Below are 20,399 nucleotides of genomic sequence, written 5' to 3'. Positions count from 1 at the left end.
CGGCTACAGCAGCGCGAACTGGCCCTCCGGGCCCTCCTCCTGGTGGTCGAGGACGGACGCGGGCCGGCGCGCCCCGTCCGGTACGGGCAGCACTCCGGCCTTCCGTAGGGTGCTCCGGGTCACTCCGGCCGCCGCGGCACGCGCCGTGAGCGCCGCGCGCTCGGGCTCGCGCGCGGCGAGCAGCGCGAGGACGGTGATCAGCTCCAGCAGCTCCGAGGTCCACTCCTGCGGCCAGGCGGCCGGTCCCATCGCCTCCAGGCTGCCCGGCTCGGCGGCCGCGGTCCGGTGCGCGAACCACTGCTCGATCATCCGCACCCCGCCGACCTCGAACTCCCACGCCCCGGCGGGTACCGGGGAGATGCGGCCCTCGCCCACGCTGAGGACCTCCTCCTCCGGGTCGTACGCGAGCTCCGTGGGCCGGGCGGGCACGGCCGCCCGCACATAGGGCCTGCGGCCGCCCGGCAGTCGGGGCCGCTCGCCGCCGCGGGCCCCGCGCAGCTGCACCCCGATGAGCTCCCGGCCGAGCGCCACGCCCGCCGCCCACACCCCGGGGTCCGCGGGCAGCGGCACCCGGCACCCGGCGGGGGAGGGGAGCGCCGCCGCCACGGCCCAGGCCAGCAGGTCCGGGGCGCCGAGCTCGTACCCGTACCGCTCGCCGAGCAGCGGCAGCAGGCCCGGCGCCAGGTTCGGCTCCAGGCCGCCGGGGCGGCGGTAGAGCGGGCGGATGCGGCCGGGGCGGCCGGCCGGGGAGCGCCCGTCCGGGAGCGCGGCCGTCACCAGGAGCGCGGGGCCCGCCGCGCCCGGCACGTACCCCTGCTCGACGGCGAAGAGCTGGTGGTCGTCGGCGACCCGCCACAGCTCGGGCCGCGCGGTGTCGATCAGCCGGTGGTCGGGCAGCAGCCACTGCTCGTCGAACGGCCCGTGCACGAACCGCACCGGCTGCGGGCAGCGGCCCGGCTCGCGGGCGAGCCGGACGGTGCCGGTCCGCTGCCCGGGCAGCGCGGCGACCGAACTCGACGGCGTCCTGGCCCGGCTGGGCCGGAACAGCGCCTCGCGCTCCGCGTCGCCGGCCGCCACGAGACGGTCCCAGCGTGCCCGCAGGGTCCGCGGGTCGGGCGCCACGATCCAGGAGCGGCCGAGCCGCAGCGGGGCCGTCGACCACGGCATCAGCTCGTCGAGCAGGGGCAGCTCGTCCGGCCGTACGTCGTCATCCGTCACGCCCCGCATGCTAGGGGGTGTCCCGCCGGTCATGCCGGGCTCGCGGCGTGATCCACCGGACAGGCCCTGGCGGGCGCGTTCAGGTGGCCTCCACCGTGACGGTGAAGGAGAACCGGTCGCCCCGGTAGCGGATGCGGGCCACGTCCACGACCCGGCCGTCCTCGTCGTAGGTCACGCCCGTGTAGTGCAGGATCGGCGAGAGCAGCGGCACCCGCAGCAGCGCGGCCGTCTCGGGGTCGGCGAGCCGGGCCTCGACGGTGTCGGTGATCCTGCTGATCCGGACCCCGACCACGTCGCGCAGCACCTTCGTCATCGGCCAGCGCTCCAGGTCGGCCGGGTCGATGCCGGCGGCGATCTCCGGGAGCACCGCGTTCTCCGCCCAGTTGGTGGGCTCGCCGCTCTCGCCGTCGGCGCGCAGGCGCCGGTAGACGGCCACCTCGCCGGCGCCGGGGAAGTACTCGGCGAGCTCGCCGGGGACCGGCTCGGTGCCGTGGCCGAGCACGGTGGTCCGCTCGCCGGACTGCTGGGCCACGATCGCGTCGATCGAGCCGAGCAGCCGGCGCGGGGTGGAACGCCGGGCGCCCGGTTCGATGAAGGTGCCGCGCCGCCGGTGCCTGCTGATCAGGCCCTCTTCCTCCAGCTCCTTGAGCGCCTGGCGCATGGTCAGGACGCTCACGCCGTAGTGCGCCGCGAGCTGCTCCTCGGTGGGCAGCCGCAGCGAGGCGTCGGGGGTGCGGCCCAGTATGGAGGCGCGCAGCGACTGCGAGACCTGGTACCAGAGCGGCAGCTTCCGGTTCAGGACCAGCGAGTCGGGAGCGAAGGCGGTCACGGCTCTCTCCGTACGACGACTACGAGACACCCGGCCGGAGGGTTTACGGCCGGAAGTGGCGCTGAAGACCCTGCCATACGTCGTCGTAGCCCCGCTGTAGGTGGTCGGCCCCGGCCGCCTGCGCGGTGGCGGTGACCGGCCAGCGGGTCTCGAACATGAAGGCCAGGCCGTCGTCGATCTTCTGCGGCTTCAGCTCCGCTGCGCTCGCCTTGTCGAAGGTCTCCCGGTCGGGGCCGTGCGCGGACATCATGTTGTGCAGCGAGCCGCCGCCCGGGACGAAGCCTTCGGCCTTGGCGTCGTACGCGCCCTCGATGAGCCCCATGTACTCGGACATCACGTTGCGGTGGAAGTACGGCGGGCGGAAGGTGTCCTCGCCGACCAGCCAGCGCGGGGCGAAGACCACGAAGTCGACGCCGGCGAGGCCGGGGGTGTCGGACGGCGAGGTGAGCACCGTGAAGATCGACGGGTCGGGGTGGTCGTAGGAGATCGTCCCGATGACGTTGAAACGGCGCAGGTCGTAGACGTACGGGGTGTGGTTGCCGTGCCAGGCGACGACGTCCAGCGGGGAGTGGCCGTAGGTCGCCGACCACAGGTTGCCGCAGTACTTGTTGACCACCTCGACCGGGCCGTCGACGTCCTCGTAGGCGGCGATCGGGGCCCGGAAGTCGCGGGCGTTGGCGAGGCCGTTGGCGCCGATCGGGCCGAGGTCGGGGAGCTGGAAGGGGGCCCCGTAGTTCTCACAGACGTAGCCGCGGGCGGTCGGGCTCTGCCCGCCATCGGACGCGCTGCCGAGGAGCTCGACGCGGAAGCGGACCCCGCGGGGGATCAGGGCGACCTCGCCGGGGTGGACGGCCAGCAGGCCGAGCTCGGTGCGCAGGAGCAGCCCGCCGTGCTCGGGGACGATGAGCAGCTCACCGTCGGCGTCGCTGAAGACCCGCTCCATCGGCGCGTTCGCGTGGTAGAGGTGCACGGCCATGCCCGCGCGCTGGGTGGCGTCACCGTTGCCGCCGAGCGTCCACAGGCCGGCCAGCCAGTCGGTGCCGGCCGGCGGCTGCGGCAGCGGGTTCCAGCGCAGCCGGTTGGGGTCGGGCACGGTCTCCGTGAAGGGCGCGCTGCGCACGGCGCCGTTGTCGATCCGGGTGAACGGCGGATGCGCGGCCGAGGGGCGGATCCGGTAGAGCCAGGAGCGCCGGTTGTGCGCCCGCGGCTCGGTGAACGCGCTGCCGCTGAGCTGCTCCGCATAGAGGCCGAGCGGCGCGCGCTGCGGCGAGTTCCGGCCCTCCGGGAGGGCTCCGGGGACGGCCTCGGAGCTGTGCTCGTTGCCGAAACCCGTGCTGTAGGCCAGCGCTTCGGCCGTCTTTCTCGCCTGTTCCGCGTTCATCGCGTGCTCCTGTCCTGACGCTCACAACAATCCTATGCATGACCGTAGGATTCCGCGCCTGCTCGCGTCAACGGGGGCTTTTCCGGGCTCCTTGGACGTGGGGCGTGCGCGGGGGGTTCCAAAAGATGAACATTGCTCTACTCTCACGCGCATGCCCTGGACCCGAAGGTTCGTTCTCGCGCTCTCGGTCGTGCTCGCGGCTCTCGCCGCCGCACTCGTCACCGCTCCCGCCGCCCAGGCCCACGAGGAGCGGCCCGTCACCTTCCCCGACGGCTCGGGCAGCGTCCCCGCGCTGCGCACCGGCGAGCCCGACCTCCTGGTCTGCAAGAGCGACCGGGCCGACTTCCAGCGCCGGGTCGCGGGCTTCCCGGCCGCCCTGAAGACCCGCAACCTCGCCCTGTACGACCGCTGCGCGCGGCAGGGCTTCCGCCACCTCCAGCAGGCCGTCGACGCCGTGAACCGGCCCGGCATGACCATCGCGATCCTGCCCGGGCTCTACGAGGAGGAGCCCTCCCTGCCGGCACCCACCGGCGCCTGCGCCGCCCTGAAGGCGCCGCGCTCGTCGTTCGGCTACCAGATCCTCAGCTACGAGCAGCAGCGGCAGTGCCCGCACAACCAGAACCTGGTCGCGATCCTCGGCAAGAAGAACCTCCAGATCGAGGGCACCGGCGCCTCGCGCCTCGACGTCGTCATCGACGCCAGGTACGCCAAGCTCAACGCCGTCCGCGCCGACCGGTCGGACGGAATCTACTTCCGAAACTTCACCGCCCAGCGCACCACGTTCAACTCGCTCTACGTCCTCGCCGGCGACGGTTTCGTCATCGACGACGTCCTCACCCGCTGGAACGACGAGTACGGCTTCCTCACCTTCGCCTCCGACCACGGCCTCTACAAGAACTGCGAGTCCTACGGCAACGGCGACTCCGGCATCTACCCCGGCTCGGCCTCGAACATCAACGACGGCCGCGGATACGACGTCCCCCGCCACTCCATCGAGATCACCGGCTGCCGCAGCCACCACAACATGGTCGGCTACAGCGGCACCGCCGGGGACTCCGTCTTCGTCCACGACAACGAGTTCGACCACAACATGGGCGGCGCCTCCATGGACTCCGCCTTCCCCGGCCACCCCGGACTCCCGCAGAACCACGCCCGCTTCGAGCGGAATCTGATCCACGACAACAACCAGAACTACTACCCGTACGTCGCCGACGGCACGTGCGCCAAGCCGCCCGCCGAGCGCGGTTACGAACAGGGCGTCGTCTGCCCGCAGATCTCCATGCCGCCCGGCACCGGCATCATCACCGCAGGCGGCAACTGGAACCTCTACGAGGACAACTGGATCTACGGCCACCAGCGGACCGCCTTCTTCCTCAACGCCGTCCCCGCCTTCATCCGCGGCGAGTCGGCGTGGGGCAAGCAGACCGACACCTCCCACCACAACCGCTACGCCGGCAACCACCTGGGCGTCGACCGCTCCGGCACCTCCCGCCCCAACCGCACCGACGTGTGGTGGGACGGCCAGGGCGGCGGCAACTGCTGGCAGTCCGACGCCGGGGCCGCCTCCCCGTACGCCCTGCCCGCCTGCGGCTCCCTGCGGGGCGAGGTCTCCGGCGCCACCGACCGCCTCGTCGGCGAGCCGGTCAAGCTGGCCCAACTCCTCGTCTGCGCCGACTACAACGTCCAGGCCCGGCGCCTCCCGGCCGGCTGCGACTGGTACGGCGCCCGCGGCATCCAGCGCGTCGAGACCCAGCTGGCCCTCGGCGTCGCGGCCGTCCTCGCCCTGACCGGCACCACCCTGTGGTGGCGCAGGCTGCGCGGCAGCCGCCTCGCGGGCGCGGCGACCGTCCTCGGCCTGACCGGCCTGGCCCTCGACGTCGCCGGCTCGACCCTCGCCCTCACCCCGACCGTCGTCCCGGCCCTGGCCCTGCTCCTGACCGGCCTGTGGTGGACCGCCCTCGGCCTGGCGCTCCGTGCGACCCGCCCCTCTCGCCCCGTCTTCGCCTGGACCACCATGGCCCTCGGCGCCCTCACCCTCCTCGACGCCTTCGACAAGGCGGTCCTGATGATCCCCTGGATCCCGCTGAGCCCGTCCTGGGTGCGCGGACTGCTCGCCGTGGTCTGGGTCCTGTGGGCCGTGATCGTCGCCGGCGCCCGCGCCTCCGCGCCGGACCCGGCCACCGCTCCCACCCCGGCAGCCGCCCCCGCAGGCGGTGCCGCATGACCGCCCGCCGAAGCGACCCGAGCCGCCCGGCCCATCGGAGCCGCTGGAGCGACCCGGCCCGCCCGGCCCGCCTGGCCCGCCCGACCCGCCCGGCCCGCCTGGCCCGCCCGAGCCGCCTGGCCCGCCCGAGCCGCACGGCGACCGCCGTACTCGTACTCGCCCTCGCCGCCGCCCTGGTCGCCGGCTGCGGCGGGCGCCCCACCACCCACCACAGGCCCGGCACCAGCCACCAGGAGGCGAGTGGCGGCAACGGCACCCTGCTCGCGGCCAAGGACACCACCGGGCACCGGCTCCGCGAGGTGGCCGCCGCGGGAGCGCCGGCCGTGCGCGTCGAGGCCCGGCCCGACAGCGAGGGCGGCTGGAACGTCCACCTCCTGGTGGAGAGGTTCCGCTTCACCCCCGAGAGCACCGGCGGCGCCGCCCTCCCCGGAGCCGGCCACGCCCGACTCCTCGTCGACGGCCGCGAGACCGCCCGCGCCTACGGACCCTGGGCCCACGTGCCGGCCGGCGCCCGCACCCTCACCGTCCGGCTGTACGCCGACGACCACACCGCCTGGGCCGTCGAGGGCCGCCCCGTCGAGGCCACCGTCCGCCTCGGCGCGGCCGCGCCGACCCCGGGCCCGGCCGAGCCGTCCGGCCGCACCCTCACCATCACCATCAGCGGCGACTCCGTACAACCACCCCCTTCCCGGGTCGAGTTGAAGAAGGGCGAACGTCTCACCCTCCGGGTGACCGGTGACCGCGCCGACACCCTCCACGTCCACGGCTACGACCGCGAGCTCGCCCTGTCCCCCGGACGCGCCGCCACCCTCACCCTCACCGTCGACCGCACCGGCCTCTTCGAGGTGGAGACCCACGAGTCCGGACTCGTGCTGAGCCAACTCGTCGTCCGATGACGGCACCCGCCGGGCCGCCGCTGCCGCTCGCCCATGGCGTGGGCGCCCAGCACGACCTGCCCCTCTCACCCTTCTACGCGTACGCCGGCGCCTTCGCCGCCCTGTTCGTCTCCTTCCTCTCCCTCGGCCTGCTCTGGTCCGCCTCCCGCTTCCGCGGCGACCGGGCCGGCCGCCCGCTCCCCGCCGCCCTCCAGCACCTCGCCGACGCCCCCGCCACCCGCAGCGCCCTGCGGGTGCTGGGCGCCGTCGCCGCGCTCCTCCTGCTGCTCCACCTCCTCCTCGGCCCCGACGACCCGGACCGCAACCCCGCGCCCGGCGCCGTCTACGTCCTGCTCTGGGTCGGGCTCGTCCCCGCCTCCCTCCTCCTCGGCCCCGTCTGGCGCCTCCTCAACCCGCTGCGCACCCTGCACGCCCTGCTCCCCGCCCGGCGCCCGCCCCGCCCCCTGCCTCCCCGCCTCGGCATCCGGCCCGCGGCCGCCGGACTGCTCCTGTTCACCTGGCTCGAACTGGTCGCCCCCGACAACACCGCGCCCACCGTCCTCCTCCTCGCCCTCGGCCTCCACACCGCCGTCCAGCTCGTCGGCGCCGCCCGCCACGGTGCCGACTGGTTCGCCCACGCCGACCCCTTCGAGGTCTACTCCTCCCTCCTCGCCCGGCTCTCCCCGCTCGGCCGCCGCTCCGACGGCCGACTCGCCCTGCGCTCCCCCTTCAACGGCCTGGACGCCACTCCGCCGGCCCCCGGCCTCGTCGCCACCGTCTGCGTCCTGCTCGGCTCCACCGCCTACGACGGCCTCTCCGACAACCCCCGCTGGCTCACCGCCCTCCAGACCTCACCGCTCGGCCGCACCCCCACCGCCACGCTCGGCCTGCTCGCCGCAGTCGGCCTCGTCGCCGCGCTCTACGCCCTCTGCGCGGGCGCCCTGCGTCTGCTGAACCGCGACCTCACCACGCCTCTCACCTCCTTCGCCCACTCGCTCCTGCCCATCGCCCTCGGCTATCTCGTCGCCCACTACTTCACACTCCTCGTCACCGAAGGGCCACGTACCGTCATCATGGCAGCGGGCACTGACAACGCCCCCTCACCCGCTCCACCCCTCGGCCCCGGCGGCCTCGCCACCCTCCAGGTCGCCGCGATCGTCACCGGCCACGTCCTCGGCGTGGTCGCCGCCCACGACCGGTCCGTCCGCCTGTTCCCGCACGCCCGTGCCGTCGCCGGCCAACTCCCGCTGTTCGCGCTGATGATCGCGTACACCCTCGGCGGCATCGGCCTGCTGATCGCCTGAGCCCGGCCGGAGCGGCATGATGGTCCCCGTGCCCCAGCCCACCCCGAAGCCCCCGCGGGCCCCGGCGTCCGGCCCCGCCCTGCGCCGCGCCCCCGTCCAGCAGCGCAGCGCCGAACGGCTCGCCCGCATCCTCGACGCCTGCGCCGAACTCCTCGACGAGACCGGCTACGAGCAGCTGAGCACCCGCGCCGTCGCCGCTCGCGCCGGTGTCCCGATCGGCTCCGTCTACCGCTTCTTCGGCAACAAGCGGTCGATGGCCGCCGCCCTCGCCCACCGCAACCTCGACAGCTACGCGGCCCGCATCACCGCCGGACTCGCCGCACTGCCGGCCGTCGACGCCCTCGGCGCCATCGACACCGTCCTCGACGCCTACATCGCGATGAAGCGGACCGTGCCCGGCTTCGCCCTGGTCGACTTCGGCGTCCCCGCCCCCGGCGAGGCCGACGACGAGGACCCCAACCGCCGTGTCGCCGAACGCATCTGCGGCCTGCTCGCCGAGCCCCTCGGCCGCCCCGCCGGCGAGACCCTGCTCCGCAAGGTCCTCGTCGGGGTCGAGGCCACCGACGCCCTGCTCCGACTCGCCTTCCGCACCGACCCGTCCGGCGACCCGGCGCTGATCGCCGAGACCCGCGAACTCCTCCACGTGTACCTGAGCCCCTCGCTCGGGTAGGGGTCTGTCGGACCTCCCTACCGGTCGGTATGCTCGCGTTGCCCGCGCGCCACCGCCGCCGCCCCAGGGAGACCGCCATGTCCACCGCCCTGCGCATCTGCCCCCTGTGCGAAGCGACCTGCGGGCTGACGCTCACGCTCGACGGCACCCGGGTCACGGCCGCCCGCGGCGATCGCGACGACGTCTTCAGTCAGGGCTTCATCTGCCCGAAGGGCGCCGCCTTTCCCGAGGTCGACGCCGACCCCGACCGGCTCACCGGCCCCCTGGTCCGCGAGAACGGCGCCCTGCGCGAGGCCGGCTGGGACGAGGCCTTCGACCGCATCGCCACCCGGATCCGCCCGATCATCGAGGAGCACGGGCCGAACGCCGTGGGTGTCGTCCTCGGCAACCCCAACGTGCACACCGTCGCGGGCGCCCTCTACCCGCCGCTGCTGCTCGGCGCCCTGCGCAGCCGTAACCTGTTCACCGCCTCCACGCTCGACCAGATGCCCAAGCACGTCTCCAGCGGGCTGCTCTTCGGCGACGCCTTCGCCGTCCCCGTACCCGACCTCGACCGCACCGACCACCTCCTGATGCTGGGCGCCAACCCGCTGGACTCCAACGGCAGCCTGTGCACCGCGCCCGACTTCCCCGGCCGGCTGAAGGCGCTGCGCCGCCGCGGCGGCACCCTCACCGTCGTCGACCCGCGCCGCACCCGCACCGCCCGCCTCGCCGACCGCCACCTCGCCATCCGGCCCGGTGCCGACGCCCTCTTCCTCGCCGCCCTCGCCCACACCCTCTTCGCGGAGGACCTCACCCGTCTCGGCGCCCTCGAAGCACACGCCGAAGGCGTCGGGGAAGTCCGCGAGGCGGTCCGGGAGTTCACCCCCGAGGCGGTCGCAGCCGCCTGCGACCTGGACGCCGACACCATCCGCGCCACCGCCCGGGAGCTGGCCGCCGCCCCCACCGCCGCCGTCTACGGACGGATGGGCTCCTCCACCGTCGCGTACGGCACCCTCGGCAACTGGCTCGTCGACGTCCTCAACGTCCTCACCGGCAACCTCGACCGCCCCGGCGGCGCCCTCTTCCCGCTCTCCGCGACCGCCTCCGCACCCCGCCCCGCGGGACCCGGCAAGGGATTCGCGCTCGGCCGCTGGACCAGCCGCGTCTCCGGACACCCCGAGGCCAAGGGCGAGCTGCCGCTGGTCGCCCTCGCCGAGGAGATCGACACCCCGGGGGTGGGGCGCATCCGCGCGGTGATCACCGTCGCCGCCAACCCCGTCCTGTCCGCCCCCGACGGCCGGCGCCTCGACGCGGCCCTGGGCTCCCTCGACTTCATGGTCGCCGTCGACCCGTACCTCAACGAGACCACCCGGCACGCCGACGTCGTGCTGCCCCCGCCGCCGCCCTCGCAGAGCGCGCACTTCGACTTCGCCTTCAACCAGTTCGCCGTCCGCAACCAGGTCCGCTACACCGCCGCGGCCGTCCCCCTCGCCCCCGGCCGCATGGACGAGTGCGAGATCCACGCGCGGCTGATCCTCGCGGTCTCCGGTCTGCACGGCGCCCCGCCGTCGGCCGTGGACGAGCTCGCCATCGACACGACCCTCGCCAAGGCCGTCGCCCAGGAGCACTCTCCCGTCCACGGGGAGGACCCCAAGGCCGTCGCCGCCGGCCTCACCGGAGCCACCGGACCCGAGCGCCGCCTCGACCTGATGCTGCGCCTCGGCCCGTACGGCCTGACCCTCGACGCCCTGCGCGCGGCGCCGCACGGCATCGACCTCGGCCCCCTGGAGCCCCGGCTGCCCGGGCTGCTCAAGACCCGCAGCGGCCGGATCGAGCTGCTGCCCGCCCCGCTGGCCGCCGACCTGCCCCGGCTGCGCGCCGCGCTCGACGCCGTACCCGACCCCGGCGGCGTGCAGCTCGTCGGGCGGCGCCATCTGCGCTCCAACAACAGCTGGCTGCACAACATCCCCGCCCTCACCGGCGGCACCAACCGCTGCACCCTCCAGGTCCACCCCGAGGACGCTGTCCGCCTCGACCTCACTCCCGGCGGCCTCGCCCGGATCAAGGGCGAGGGCGGCGAACTGGCGGCCGAGGTGGAGATCACCGACGCCGTGCGCCCGGGCGTCGTGAGCCTGCCGCACGGCTGGGGCCACGACCGTCCCGGCACCCGGCTCACGGTCGCCGCCGAACGCCCCGGCGTCAACGTCAACCAGTTGCTCGACGGTTCCCGGCTCGACCCGCTGTCGGGGACGGCCGTGCTCAACGGCTTCCCCGTCCAGCTAGCACCCCTGCGGTGACCTGGGGTTTTGCTCGTATTGCTCACACGTCAACGTCTTGTTAACGCCGGAAGGGGCCACCTACCGTCATCCGGACCGCCGCTCTGGCGGGAGTTCAAGGGTGAACGTGAGGTGTCCTCCCATGCTGACCATCCTCGGCTTCGCCATGATCGCGACCTTCCTGGTCCTGATCATGATGAAGAAGATGTCGCCGATCGCGGCGCTCGTGCTCATTCCCGCGTTGTTCTGCGTGGCCGTCGGGCAAGGGGCCCAGCTGGGCGACTACGTCATCGAAGGCGTCGGCAAGCTCGCGCCCACGGCGGCGATGCTGATGTTCGCGATCGTCTACTTCGGTGTGATGATCGACGTCGGCCTCTTTGACCCGATCGTCCGGGGGATCCTGCGCTTCTGCAAGGCCGACCCGGTGCGTGTGGTGGTCGGTACGGCGGTGCTCGCCGCGATCGTCTCGCTGGACGGCGACGGCTCCACCACCTTCATGATCACGGTCTCGGCGATGTACCCGCTCTACAAGCGGCTCGGCATGAGCCTGGTCGTCATGACCGGTGTGGCCGCCACGGCGAACGGCGTCATGAACACCCTGCCCTGGGGCGGCCCGACGGCCCGGGCGGCGACGGCGCTCAAACTGGACGCGGCCGACGTCTTCGTCCCGATGATCCCGGCCCTCGGCGCCGGCCTGCTCTTCGTCTTCGTCCTCGCGTACGTCCTCGGACGCCGGGAGCGCAAGCGCATCGGCTACCTCAGCCTCGACGAGGTCCTGGTCCCGCAGACCGAGACCGCCCTGGTCACGGCGGGCGGAGGCGGCGCGGGCGGCGCCGGCGGTGAGGGAGCGAAGGCGACGGGCTCCGGCGCGGCCGGCCGGCCTGGGGCCACCCCGGAGGAGACGGACGGCGGCTTCCAGGGGCTCGACCCGCAGCGAGCGACGCTGCGGCCGAGGCTCTACTGGTTCAACGCCGGGCTCACCGTCGTGCTGCTCGCCTCGATGATCATGGAGCTGCTGCCCATCCCGGTGCTGTTCCTGCTGGGCGCCGCACTCGCGCTCACCGTCAACTTCCCGAAGATGGCCGAGCAGAAGGCCCGCATCGCCGCCCACGCCGACAACGTCCTCAACGTCTCCGGCATGGTCTTCGCCGCCGCCGTCTTCACCGGCGTGCTCACCGGCACGGGCATGGTCAAGCACATGGCCGACTGGCTGGTCGGCGCCATCCCCGCGGGCATGGGCCCGCACATGGCCCTGGTCACCGGTGTGCTGAGCCTCCCGCTCACCTACTTCATGTCGAACGACGGCTTCTACTTCGGTGTGCTGCCGGTCCTCGCCGAGGCGGGCGCGGCCCACGGCGTCTCCCCGCTCGAGATCGCCCGCGCCTCGCTGGTCGGCCAGGCGCTGCACATGTCGAGCCCGCTGGTGCCCGCGGTGTACGTGCTGGTCGGCATGGCGAAGGTCGAGTTCGGCGACCACACCCGGTTCACGGTGAAGTGGGCCGCGCTGACCTCGCTGGTGGTGCTCGCGGCGGGAGTCCTCTTCGGGATCATCTAGGCCGGACCGAGCGGCCGGACGGGTGGAAGTCGGAGGGTGGCGCGGCACGGTGCCACCCTCCGTAGTCATGTGATGACCAATAGTCAGATTATCGGTCCATCGTTCCGATATCTGTGTACGACTGGAGGAATCCCGCATGACCGCTCAGGCAGCTGTCCGTCCCCTGCTGTCCACCGCCCTTGCCGGCCTCACCCTGGGTGCCGTGGCCCTGGCCGGCGCGCCCGCCGCCTTCGCGGCCCCCGGGGACAACGGCGACATCAAGGTCCACCGCAAGGGCACGATCGAGCCCGACCAGAGCAACCACCCGCAGGTCTGTGAGTTCCACTTCGCGGCCTTCAACTTCGACGGCTTGCAGCAGGTCCACTGGGAGATCTTCAACCAGCCAGGGAGCAACGGCGCGGTGAGAACGGGTGACATCACCCTCGATCCCGCCGGTGACGGATACACCTCCGACATGGCGCTGCCCGACGGCATGTACAAGGTCGAGTGGACCTTCGTGGGGCAGACGGGCGCCAAGAAGAGCAAGGTCTTCCGGGTCGACTGTGACGTCACGCCCTCGAGCCCGCCGACCACCACCCCGCCGAGCAGCCCGCCGCCCACCACCCCGCCCCCCACCGGCGGCGCCAACGGGGGCAACGGAGGCGGCCACGGTGGCCATGACGGCGGCAACGGCCACCACAAGCCGCCCCACGGCGCGGTCGGAGCGGGCGGCGGCGGATCCGCGGACACCGTGGCCGACGACGACTCCGCCTTCGGCGTCGGATCCGCCCTCGCCGCGGGTCTCGCGGGCACCGCGGGCCTGATCCTCATCCGCCGTTCGCGCCGCCGCAACAATGGCGCTGCGTAGGTCCCCCTTCCCGCGCAGGACGGCCCTCACCGGCCGGGCTCCGTCTCACCCGTCGGGTGAGCGGAGCCCGCGCCGGCCCCCTCTGCGCGGGCCGGCCTCGCGCAGGCCCACCACCCGCCGGCAGCGCCGGCTCCTGCGGCTCGCCAGAACCGTCGCCGTCTCCCTGACGCTGGTCGTCGGCGGCGTCTGGTGGGCCCACGACGGCGAGCCGCCGGGCCCGGCGCTCGCCGCGGGCCCCGCCGCGCACGGAGCGGCGGGACCGGCGGCGGCGAGCGCGGACCCCAAGCCGAAGAGCGCCCCCCGGCCGAAGGCCGCCCCCAAACCGGCGGCCAAGGCCCGTGTGGAGCCCCAGCCCCCGCCGGCCCCCTTGAACCGCTCCCGGCCCACCGCCCTGGCCGTCCCCGCCATCACCATCGAGGCCCCCGTCCAGCGGCTCGGCCTCGACGGCTCCGGACGGCTGGCCACCCCGCCGATCGACAATCCCCGGATCGTGGGCTGGTACGAGGACGGCGCCAGCCCCGGTGAGCGTGGCACCGCCGTCGTCGTCGGCCACCGCGACACCCGCACCGGACCGGCGATCTTCCTCAACCTCAACTCGCTCAGTCCCGGCAACACCGTCCGGGTCGCCCGCGCCGACGGCCGCGTCGCCGTCTTCACGGTCGACCGGGTGCGGACGTACGCCAAGTCGGCCTTCCCCGACAAGGAGGTGTACGGGGCCACGGGCCGCCCCGAACTGCGCCTGCTCACCTGCGGCGGCACCTTCGACCGCAAGGGCGGCTACGAGTCCAACATCGTGGTCTTCGCCCACCTCACGGGCGTCGACCGGGAGATCTGACGCACAGGGGCCTCTCCCCGGAGGCCCCTTTCGCATCCCCTCTACGATCGGTCCGTACCCGGGAGCAGGGGGCCTGGCGCCAAAAAACTAACGGCGCTAGTTTTGTCCTCGACGTGTGACCCGCCGGGTGAGCCCGCCGGGTGACCCAGACGTGTGAGGAGACAGCGGATGAACAGCCACGACGCGATGTACATCGGCGGCGAGTGGCGACCCGCCGCCGGCCCGGAGACGATCGCCGTGATCGACCCGGCCGACGAGCAGGTCATCGCCCACGTCCCGGCCGGCACCGCCGAGGACGTCGACGCCGCCGTACGCGCCGCCCGCGCCGCCTTCCCCGGCTGGGCCGCCACCCCGCCCGCCGCCCGCGCCGCCCGGATCGCCGCGCTGCGCGACGCGCTCGCCGCGCGCGCCGAGGAGATCGCCGCCACCGTCACCGCCGAGCTGGGCGCCCCGCCGCGGATCGCGGCCGCCGTGCACGCAGGACTGCCGATCGCGGTGGCCGGCTCGTACGCCGAACTCGCCGCCACCCACCCCTTCGAGGAGAAGGTCGGCAACTCGACCGTCTACTCCGAGCCGGTCGGCGTCGTCGCCGCGATCACGCCCTGGAACTACCCGCTGCACCAGATCGTTGCCAAGGTGGCCCCCGCCCTCGCCGCCGGCTGCACCGTCGTCCTCAAGCCCGCCGAGGACACCCCGCTCACCGCCCAGCTGTTCGCCGAGGCCGTCCACGCGGCCGGCGTCCCGGCCGGCGTCTTCAACCTGGTCACCGGCCTCGGCACGGTCGCGGGCCAGGCCCTGGCCGAACACCCCGGCGTCGACCTGGTCTCCTTCACCGGCTCCACCGCCGTCGGCCGGAGGATCGGCGCCCTGGCCGGCGGGGCGGTCAAGCGCGTCGCCCTGGAACTCGGCGGCAAGTCCGCCAACGTCATCCTGCCCGGCGCCGACCTCGGCAAGGCGGTCGCCGCCGGCATCGCCAACGTCATGTCCAACTCCGGCCAGACGTGCAGCGCCTGGACGCGGATGCTCGTCCCCGCCGAGCGGTACGAGGAGGCCGTCGCCCTCGCCGCCGAGGCCGTCGCCCAGTACGTCCCCGGCGAGCGCGTCGGCCCGCTCGTCAGCGCCAAGCAGCGCGACCGGGTCCGCGGCTACATCGAGAAGGGCATCGAGGAGGGCGCCCGGCTCGTCGCCGGCGGCCCCGAGGCCCCGCGTGAGACCGGCTACTACGTCTCCCCGACGGTCTTCGCCGACGTCACCCCCGAGATGACGATCGCCCAGGAGGAGATCTTCGGCCCGGTCGTCTCGATCATCCGCTACGAGGACGAGGCCGACGCCCTCGCCATCGCCAACGGCACCGTGTACGGCCTCGGCGGCGCCGTCTGGGGCGAGCCGGACGAGGCCGTCGCCTTCGCCCGCCGCATGGAGACCGGCCAGGTCGACATCAACGGCGGACGCTTCAACCCGCTGGCCCCGTTCGGCGGCTGGAAGCAGTCCGGCGTGGGGCGCGAGCTGGGGGCGCACGGCCTGGCGGAGTACCTCCAGACCAAGTCGCTGCAGTTCTGACGCCTCCGCGGTTCCGACTCAGCGGTCCTGCACGTCCTGTGGCCCTGACGCTGCCGCACTCCCCGCCGTCCCCACCGAAGGAGCCCCACGCGTGATCCGCGCCGCCGTCCTGCCCGCCGTCGGCTCTCCCCTGGAGATCACCGGCATAGAACTGCCCGAGCCCGGCCCCGGCCAGGTCCGGGTCCGCCTCGCCGCGGCCGGGGTCTGCCACTCCGACCTGTCGCTGTCCAACGGCACCATGAGGGTGCCGGTCCCCGCCGTCCTCGGCCACGAGGGCGCCGGCACGGTCGTCTCCGTCGGCGAGGGCGTCACCCATGTCGCCCCCGGGGACGGCGTGGTCCTCAACTGGGCGCCCTCCTGCGGCACCTGCCACCACTGCACGATCGGCGAGGTCTGGCTCTGCGCGAACGCGCTGACCGGCGCCGCGAACGTGTACGCCCGCACCCAGCACGGCACCGAGCTCCACCCCGGGCTCAACGTGGCCGCGTTCGCCGAGGAGACCGTGGTCGCCGCGAACTGCGTGCTGCCCGTCCCCGACGGCGTACCGCTCACCGACGCCGCCCTGCTCGGCTGCGCGGTCCTCACCGGCTGGGGCGCCGTCCACCACTCCGCGCGGGTCCGCGAGGGCGAGTCCGTCGCCGTCTTCGGGGTCGGCGGCGTCGGCCTCGCGACCCTCCAGGCCGCCCGGATCGCCGGGGCCTCGACGATCGTCGCGGTCGACGTCTCGCCCGAGAAGGAGGCGCTGGCCCGGGCGGCCGGCGCCACCGAGTACGTGGTCGCCTCCGAGACCACCGCGAAGGAGATCAGGAAGCTGACGGGCGGCCACGGCGCCGACGTGTCGGTGGAGTGCGTCGGCCGGGCGGCCACCATCCGCACCGCCTGGGAAGCCACCCGGCGCGGCGGCCGCACGACGGTCGTCGGCATCGGCGGCAAGGACCAGCAGGTCACCTTCAACGCCCTGGAGATCTTCCACTGGGGCCGCACCCTGTCCGGCTGCGTCTACGGCAACTCCGACCCGGCCAGGGACCTGCCGGTCCTCGCCGGGCACATCCGCGCGGGCCGCCTCGACCTGGGCGCACTGGTCACCGAGCGCATCACCCTGGAGGGCATCCCGGGCGCGTTCGACAACATGCTGGCGGGCAAGGGCGGCCGGGCCCTGGTCGTGTTCCCGACTCCCTAGGCCGCCTTTTCGGCGACGGCCGCGGGCTCGGCGACGGCCCGCGGCCGGGACCGGGACACGGCCACGCCCGCGAGGCACAGCGCGCCGCCGCCCAGGGTGAGCAGCCCCGGCAGCTCGCCCAGGAACACCCAGGCCATCAGCACGACCAGGGCGGGCACGGCGTACGTCGTCGCGCCCATGCGTCCCGCGGTCGTACGGGCCAGGGCGTAGGCCCAGGTGGTGAAGGCGAGTGCGGTCGGGAACACCCCGAGGTAGACCATGTTGAGGGTCGCCGACAGCGGGGCGCGGCCCGCCTCCTCGACGAGCCGCCCGGCGAACGGCAGGCACGCCACCGTGCCCACGAGGCAGCCGAAGGTCGTCACCTGGAGCGCGCTGCCGTGCGCGAGCGCCGGCTTCTGGGCGACGACACCGCCCGCGTACGCGATCGCGGCGAGCAGACAGAGCACCACGCCCAGGACCGAGGCGTGCCCCTCGCCGGACATGGAGAGCCCGACCGCCACGGCGCCCGCGAAGGACACGGCCATGCCGGCGAGCAGGCGGGGCGGCAGCGACTCCTTGAGGAACCGGGCGCCGAGCAGGGCGATGAGGATGGGGCCGATGTTCACGACCATCGCGGCCGTCCCGGCGTCGACCTCCTGCTCGCCCCAGTTGAGCACCACCATGTACGCCCCGAACCACAGCAGCCCGGACACGGCGATCCCCGGCCAGGCCGCCCGTGGTGGCAGCCCCCCGCGCCGTATGAGGAGCACGGCCCCGAGCACCAGGGAACCGGCGAGGAGCCGCCCGAGGGCCAGGGCACCGGGGGAGTAGGCGGCGCCGGCGCTGCGGATGGAGACGAAGGCGGAGGCCCACAGGACGACGGTGACACCGGCCGCGGCGAGCGCGAGGCGCGAGGTTCGGTTCGACATGGACCGACCGTACGGCGCGGACGGTTCGGCCTTCACCGCAATATCGGGCGACGGGCCGCCACGCGGGACCCCGCTCACCGCAGGACCGCCGCGTCGATCCCGAGCGCCTTGTGCAGCGCCCGCTCGCCCTCCTGGGTCACCTTCACCGCACGCTCGGACCCGATCCGTACGCACCAGCCGGCGTCCAGCGCGTGCCGGCACAGCGCCGCACCCGCGAGCCCGGCGAGGTGCGGCCGCCGCTCGGTCCAGTCGAGGCAGCCACGCGCGAGGGGCCGCCGCCCCTTCGGTACGAGGGCGATGCCGAGCCCGTCGAACCAGGCCACGCCCCGGTCGGTGAGGGCGAACCCGGTGTCCTGGCGCAGCAGTCCGCGCTCGGTCATCGCGTCGGTGACCGCGATCCCGAGCCGCCCGGCGAGATGGTCGTAACAGGTCCGCCCCCGCGCCATCGCCCGCCCGGCGCTCGCGGCGCGCAGACCGCGCGGAGCCTCGGCCGCGACCGGCTCGGAACGGGCGGCCAGATCCTCCACGAGATGCGCGACCCCGGCGTCGGCGAGCCGCACGTACCGGTGCCGGCCCTGTCGCTCCTCGGCGAGCACCCCGCCCGCGACGAGCTTCCCCAGGTGCTCGCTGGCCGTCGACGCCGCCACCCCCGCATGCCGCGCCAACTCCCCGGCGGTCCAGGCCCGCCCGTCGAGCAGGGCCAGGAGGAACGCGGCACGGGTCTCATCGGCGAAGAGCGCGGCGAAGGCGGCGAGGTGTCGGGAAGCCATGCAGCCAGGATGTCGCACGAATGGTTCGGCGACGGCCGAAACGTCACCTGTCGCGGGGGCCGCCCCTTGGTGGTGTCTTCACCGGACGCCGAGGGTGACTTCCTACGCGTACCGCTCGTACTGCGCCCGCAACCCGTCGAGCAGTGCCCGCAGCCCCGTTTCGAAGGCGCCCTCGTCGACCTTCTCGCGGCGGTCCGCGAGGAGATGGGCCTGGCCGAGGTGCGGGTAGTCGGCGGGGTCGTAGGCCGTCTCGTCGTCGACGAAGCCGCGGGCGAAGGAGCCGAGGGCGGAGCCGGTGATGAAGTAGCGCATCAGGGCGCCGATGTGGGTGGCCTGGGCCGGGGGCCAGCCCGCGCGGACCATCCCGCCGAAGACCGCGTCGGCGACCCGGAGGCCGGCCGGGCGGCGGCCGGGGCCCTGGGCGAGGACCGGGACGATGTGCGGGTGGTCGGCGAGGGCGGCGCGGTAGGAGACGGCCCAGTCATGCAGGGCGGTGTGCCAGTCGCGGGGGTCGTCGGGCGCGAACATCGACAGGTCGATCTTGGCGCTGACGGCGTCCGCGACCGCGTCCAGGATCTCGTCCTTCGTCCGGAAGTGGTTGTAGAGCGAGGGCCCGCTCACGCCGAGTTCGGCCGCGAGTCGCCTGGTGGAGAGGGCCGCGAGCCCCTCCGCGTCCACGAGCGCTCCCGCCGTCTCGACGATGCGGTCTCGGCTGAGGAGGGGCTTGCGCGGTCGGGCCATGGCGCACATAGTAGGCGCGGGAAATAAAACTAGCAGTGATAATTTAAGTCGGCCGGAGTGACCGGAGTGAGAGGGGTGGCGCGGTGAATCTGGAGCTGAGCGACGAGCAGGAGGCCGTACGCCGGCTCGCCGGGGACTTCGTCGCCCGCGAGGTCGCCCCGTACGCCGTCGAGTGGGACCGAGCCGAGAACGTCGACAAGTCGATCGTGAAGAAGCTCGGATCGGTGGGATTCCTCGGGCTGACGATTCCCGAGGAGTACGGCGGCTCCGGCGGTGACCACCTGTCGTACTGCCTCGTCACCGAGGAGCTGGGCCGCGGCGACTCCTCGGTCCGCGGCATCGTCTCCGTCTCGCTCGGCCTGGTCGCCAAGACCGTCGCGTCCTGGGGGACCGAGGAGCAGAAGCGGACCTGGCTGCCGCGGCTCACCGCCGGCGACGCGATCGGCTGCTTCGGTCTCACCGAGCCGGGCACCGGCTCCGACGCGGGCAACCTGTCCACCCGCGCGGTCCGCGACGGCGACGCGTACGTGATCGACGGCAGCAAGATGTTCATCACCAACGGCACCTGGGCCGATGTCGTGCTGCTCTTCGCCCGCACCCATGACATCCCCGGCCACAAGGGCGTCTCCGCCTTCCTCGTCCCCACCGACACCCCCGGCCTCACCCGCCGCACCATCCACGGCAAGCTCGGCCTGCGCGGCCAGGCCACCGCCGAACTGGTCCTCGAGGGCGTCCGCGTCCCGGCGAGCGCCCTGCTCGGCCCCGAGGGCAAGGGCTTCTCCATAGCCATGTCCGCGCTCGCCAAGGGCCGGATGTCGGTCGCCGCCGGCTGCGTCGGCATCGCCCAGGCCGCGCTCGACGCGGCGGTGCGGTACGCCGGCGAGCGCGAGCAGTTCGGCAAGCCCATCGCCTCGTACCAGCTCGTCCAGGAACTGATCAGCGACATCGCGGTCGACGTGGACGCGGCCCGGCTGCTCACCTGGCGCGTCGCCGACCTGATCGACCGCGGCCAGGAGTTCGCCACCGCCGCGTCGAAGGCCAAGCTGTACGCCTCCGAGGCCGCCGTCCGCGCCGCGAACAACGCGCTCCAGGTCTTCGGCGGCTACGGCTACATCGACGAGTACCCGGTCGGCAAGCTGCTGCGCGACGCTCGGGTGATGACCCTGTACGAGGGCACCAGCCAGATCCAGAAGCTCATCATCGGGCGGGCGCTGACGGGCGTGTCGGCGTTCTGAGTACCCGCT

The 20,399-nt window shown here is 73.8% G+C and carries 17 protein-coding genes; 11 read left to right on the top strand and 6 right to left on the bottom strand.

The features are described from left to right. Positions 1-3 precede the first annotated feature (3 nt). The 3 genes from ACIGEZ_RS10520 to hmgA all read right to left on the bottom strand — a co-directional run bounded on the left by ACIGEZ_RS10520 (position 4) and on the right by hmgA (position 3,428). Positions 4-1,227 (bottom strand): type ISP restriction/modification enzyme, encoded by a 1,224-nt coding sequence (locus ACIGEZ_RS10520; RefSeq protein WP_399828494.1) that lies wholly within the window; start codon positions 1,225-1,227, stop codon positions 4-6. Positions 1,228-1,297: 70 nt separating this feature from the next. Continuing rightward, positions 1,298-2,047 (bottom strand): GntR family transcriptional regulator, encoded by a 750-nt coding sequence (locus tag ACIGEZ_RS10515; protein ID WP_399828492.1) that lies wholly within the window; start codon positions 2,045-2,047, stop codon positions 1,298-1,300. 43 nt (positions 2,048-2,090) lie between these two features. After that, on the bottom strand, positions 2,091-3,428 hold the full coding sequence (gene hmgA, locus ACIGEZ_RS10510; protein WP_399828490.1) for a homogentisate 1,2-dioxygenase: 1,338 nt from the start codon (positions 3,426-3,428) through the stop codon (positions 2,091-2,093). A gap of 151 nt (positions 3,429-3,579) precedes the next feature. On the opposite strand from hmgA, the gene ACIGEZ_RS10505 reads away from it, so the two are divergent. From ACIGEZ_RS10505 to ACIGEZ_RS10460, 10 genes are all read left to right on the top strand, one after another. Continuing rightward, positions 3,580-5,652, top strand: coding sequence for a right-handed parallel beta-helix repeat-containing protein (locus tag ACIGEZ_RS10505; RefSeq protein WP_399828488.1), 2,073 nt, complete (start codon positions 3,580-3,582; stop codon positions 5,650-5,652). Further along, positions 5,649-6,548 carry a hypothetical protein gene (locus ACIGEZ_RS10500; protein WP_399828486.1) on the top strand — a complete coding sequence of 300 codons (900 nt, stop codon included), beginning with the start codon at positions 5,649-5,651 and terminating at the stop codon, positions 6,546-6,548. The genes ACIGEZ_RS10505 and ACIGEZ_RS10500 overlap by 4 nt, the downstream gene beginning before the upstream one ends. After that, entirely contained in the window at positions 6,545-7,831 is a 1,287-nt protein-coding gene (locus ACIGEZ_RS10495; RefSeq protein WP_399828484.1) for a hypothetical protein, read from the top strand. Before ACIGEZ_RS10500 ends, ACIGEZ_RS10495 begins: the two co-directional genes overlap by 4 nt. Before the next feature lie 19 nt (positions 7,832-7,850). After that, complete coding sequence (locus tag ACIGEZ_RS10490; protein ID WP_399828711.1) at positions 7,851-8,501, top strand: TetR family transcriptional regulator; 651 nt, start codon at positions 7,851-7,853, stop codon at positions 8,499-8,501. 77 nt (positions 8,502-8,578) lie between these two features. After that, positions 8,579-10,780: a molybdopterin-dependent oxidoreductase gene (locus ACIGEZ_RS10485; protein WP_399828481.1), complete on the top strand. Its 2,202-nt coding sequence runs from the start codon at positions 8,579-8,581 to the stop codon at positions 10,778-10,780. A gap of 121 nt (positions 10,781-10,901) precedes the next feature. Further along, the gene (locus ACIGEZ_RS10480) at positions 10,902-12,314 is read left to right on the top strand and encodes a CitMHS family transporter (RefSeq protein WP_399828479.1); all 1,413 of its coding nucleotides are present in this window, start codon (positions 10,902-10,904) and stop codon (positions 12,312-12,314) included. A gap of 136 nt (positions 12,315-12,450) precedes the next feature. Then, positions 12,451-13,161: a hypothetical protein gene (locus tag ACIGEZ_RS10475; protein WP_399828476.1), complete on the top strand. Its 711-nt coding sequence runs from the start codon at positions 12,451-12,453 to the stop codon at positions 13,159-13,161. Further along, the gene (locus ACIGEZ_RS10470; RefSeq protein WP_399828473.1) at positions 13,148-13,996 is read left to right on the top strand and encodes a class F sortase; all 849 of its coding nucleotides are present in this window, start codon (positions 13,148-13,150) and stop codon (positions 13,994-13,996) included. The genes ACIGEZ_RS10475 and ACIGEZ_RS10470 overlap by 14 nt, the downstream gene beginning before the upstream one ends. A 168-nt stretch (positions 13,997-14,164) precedes the next feature. Then, positions 14,165-15,556, top strand: a complete 1,392-nt coding sequence (locus ACIGEZ_RS10465; protein ID WP_399828471.1) for an aldehyde dehydrogenase family protein — start codon at positions 14,165-14,167, stop codon at positions 15,554-15,556. Positions 15,557-15,647: 91 nt separating this feature from the next. Continuing rightward, positions 15,648-16,736: a Zn-dependent alcohol dehydrogenase gene (locus ACIGEZ_RS10460; protein WP_399828468.1), complete on the top strand. Its 1,089-nt coding sequence runs from the start codon at positions 15,648-15,650 to the stop codon at positions 16,734-16,736. On the opposite strand, the gene ACIGEZ_RS10455 is transcribed toward ACIGEZ_RS10460, so the two are convergent. The 3 genes from ACIGEZ_RS10455 to ACIGEZ_RS10445 all read right to left on the bottom strand — a co-directional run bounded on the left by ACIGEZ_RS10455 (position 16,733) and on the right by ACIGEZ_RS10445 (position 19,164). Continuing rightward, positions 16,733-17,644 (bottom strand): DMT family transporter, encoded by a 912-nt coding sequence (locus ACIGEZ_RS10455; protein ID WP_399828466.1) that lies wholly within the window; start codon positions 17,642-17,644, stop codon positions 16,733-16,735. The genes ACIGEZ_RS10460 and ACIGEZ_RS10455 overlap by 4 nt on opposite strands. Positions 17,645-17,718: 74 nt before the next feature. Beyond that, entirely contained in the window at positions 17,719-18,414 is a 696-nt protein-coding gene (locus ACIGEZ_RS10450) for an ArsR/SmtB family transcription factor (protein WP_399828463.1), read from the bottom strand. A 102-nt stretch (positions 18,415-18,516) separates the two neighbouring features. Then, on the bottom strand, positions 18,517-19,164 hold the full coding sequence (locus tag ACIGEZ_RS10445; RefSeq protein WP_399828461.1) for a TetR/AcrR family transcriptional regulator: 648 nt from the start codon (positions 19,162-19,164) through the stop codon (positions 18,517-18,519). Between the two features lie 74 nt (positions 19,165-19,238). Between ACIGEZ_RS10445 and ACIGEZ_RS10440 the strand changes: the two genes are divergently transcribed. Further along, positions 19,239-20,390 (top strand): acyl-CoA dehydrogenase family protein, encoded by a 1,152-nt coding sequence (locus tag ACIGEZ_RS10440; protein WP_399828458.1) that lies wholly within the window; start codon positions 19,239-19,241, stop codon positions 20,388-20,390. Positions 20,391-20,399: the final 9 nt, after the last annotated feature.

The organism is Streptomyces sp. NPDC085481, assembly GCF_044541845.1.
Taxonomy (GTDB): Bacteria; Actinomycetota; Actinomycetes; order Streptomycetales; family Streptomycetaceae; genus Streptomyces.
The sequence above is the reverse complement of the archived record's forward strand: the minus strand, read 5'-3'. Positions and strand labels throughout refer to the sequence as shown.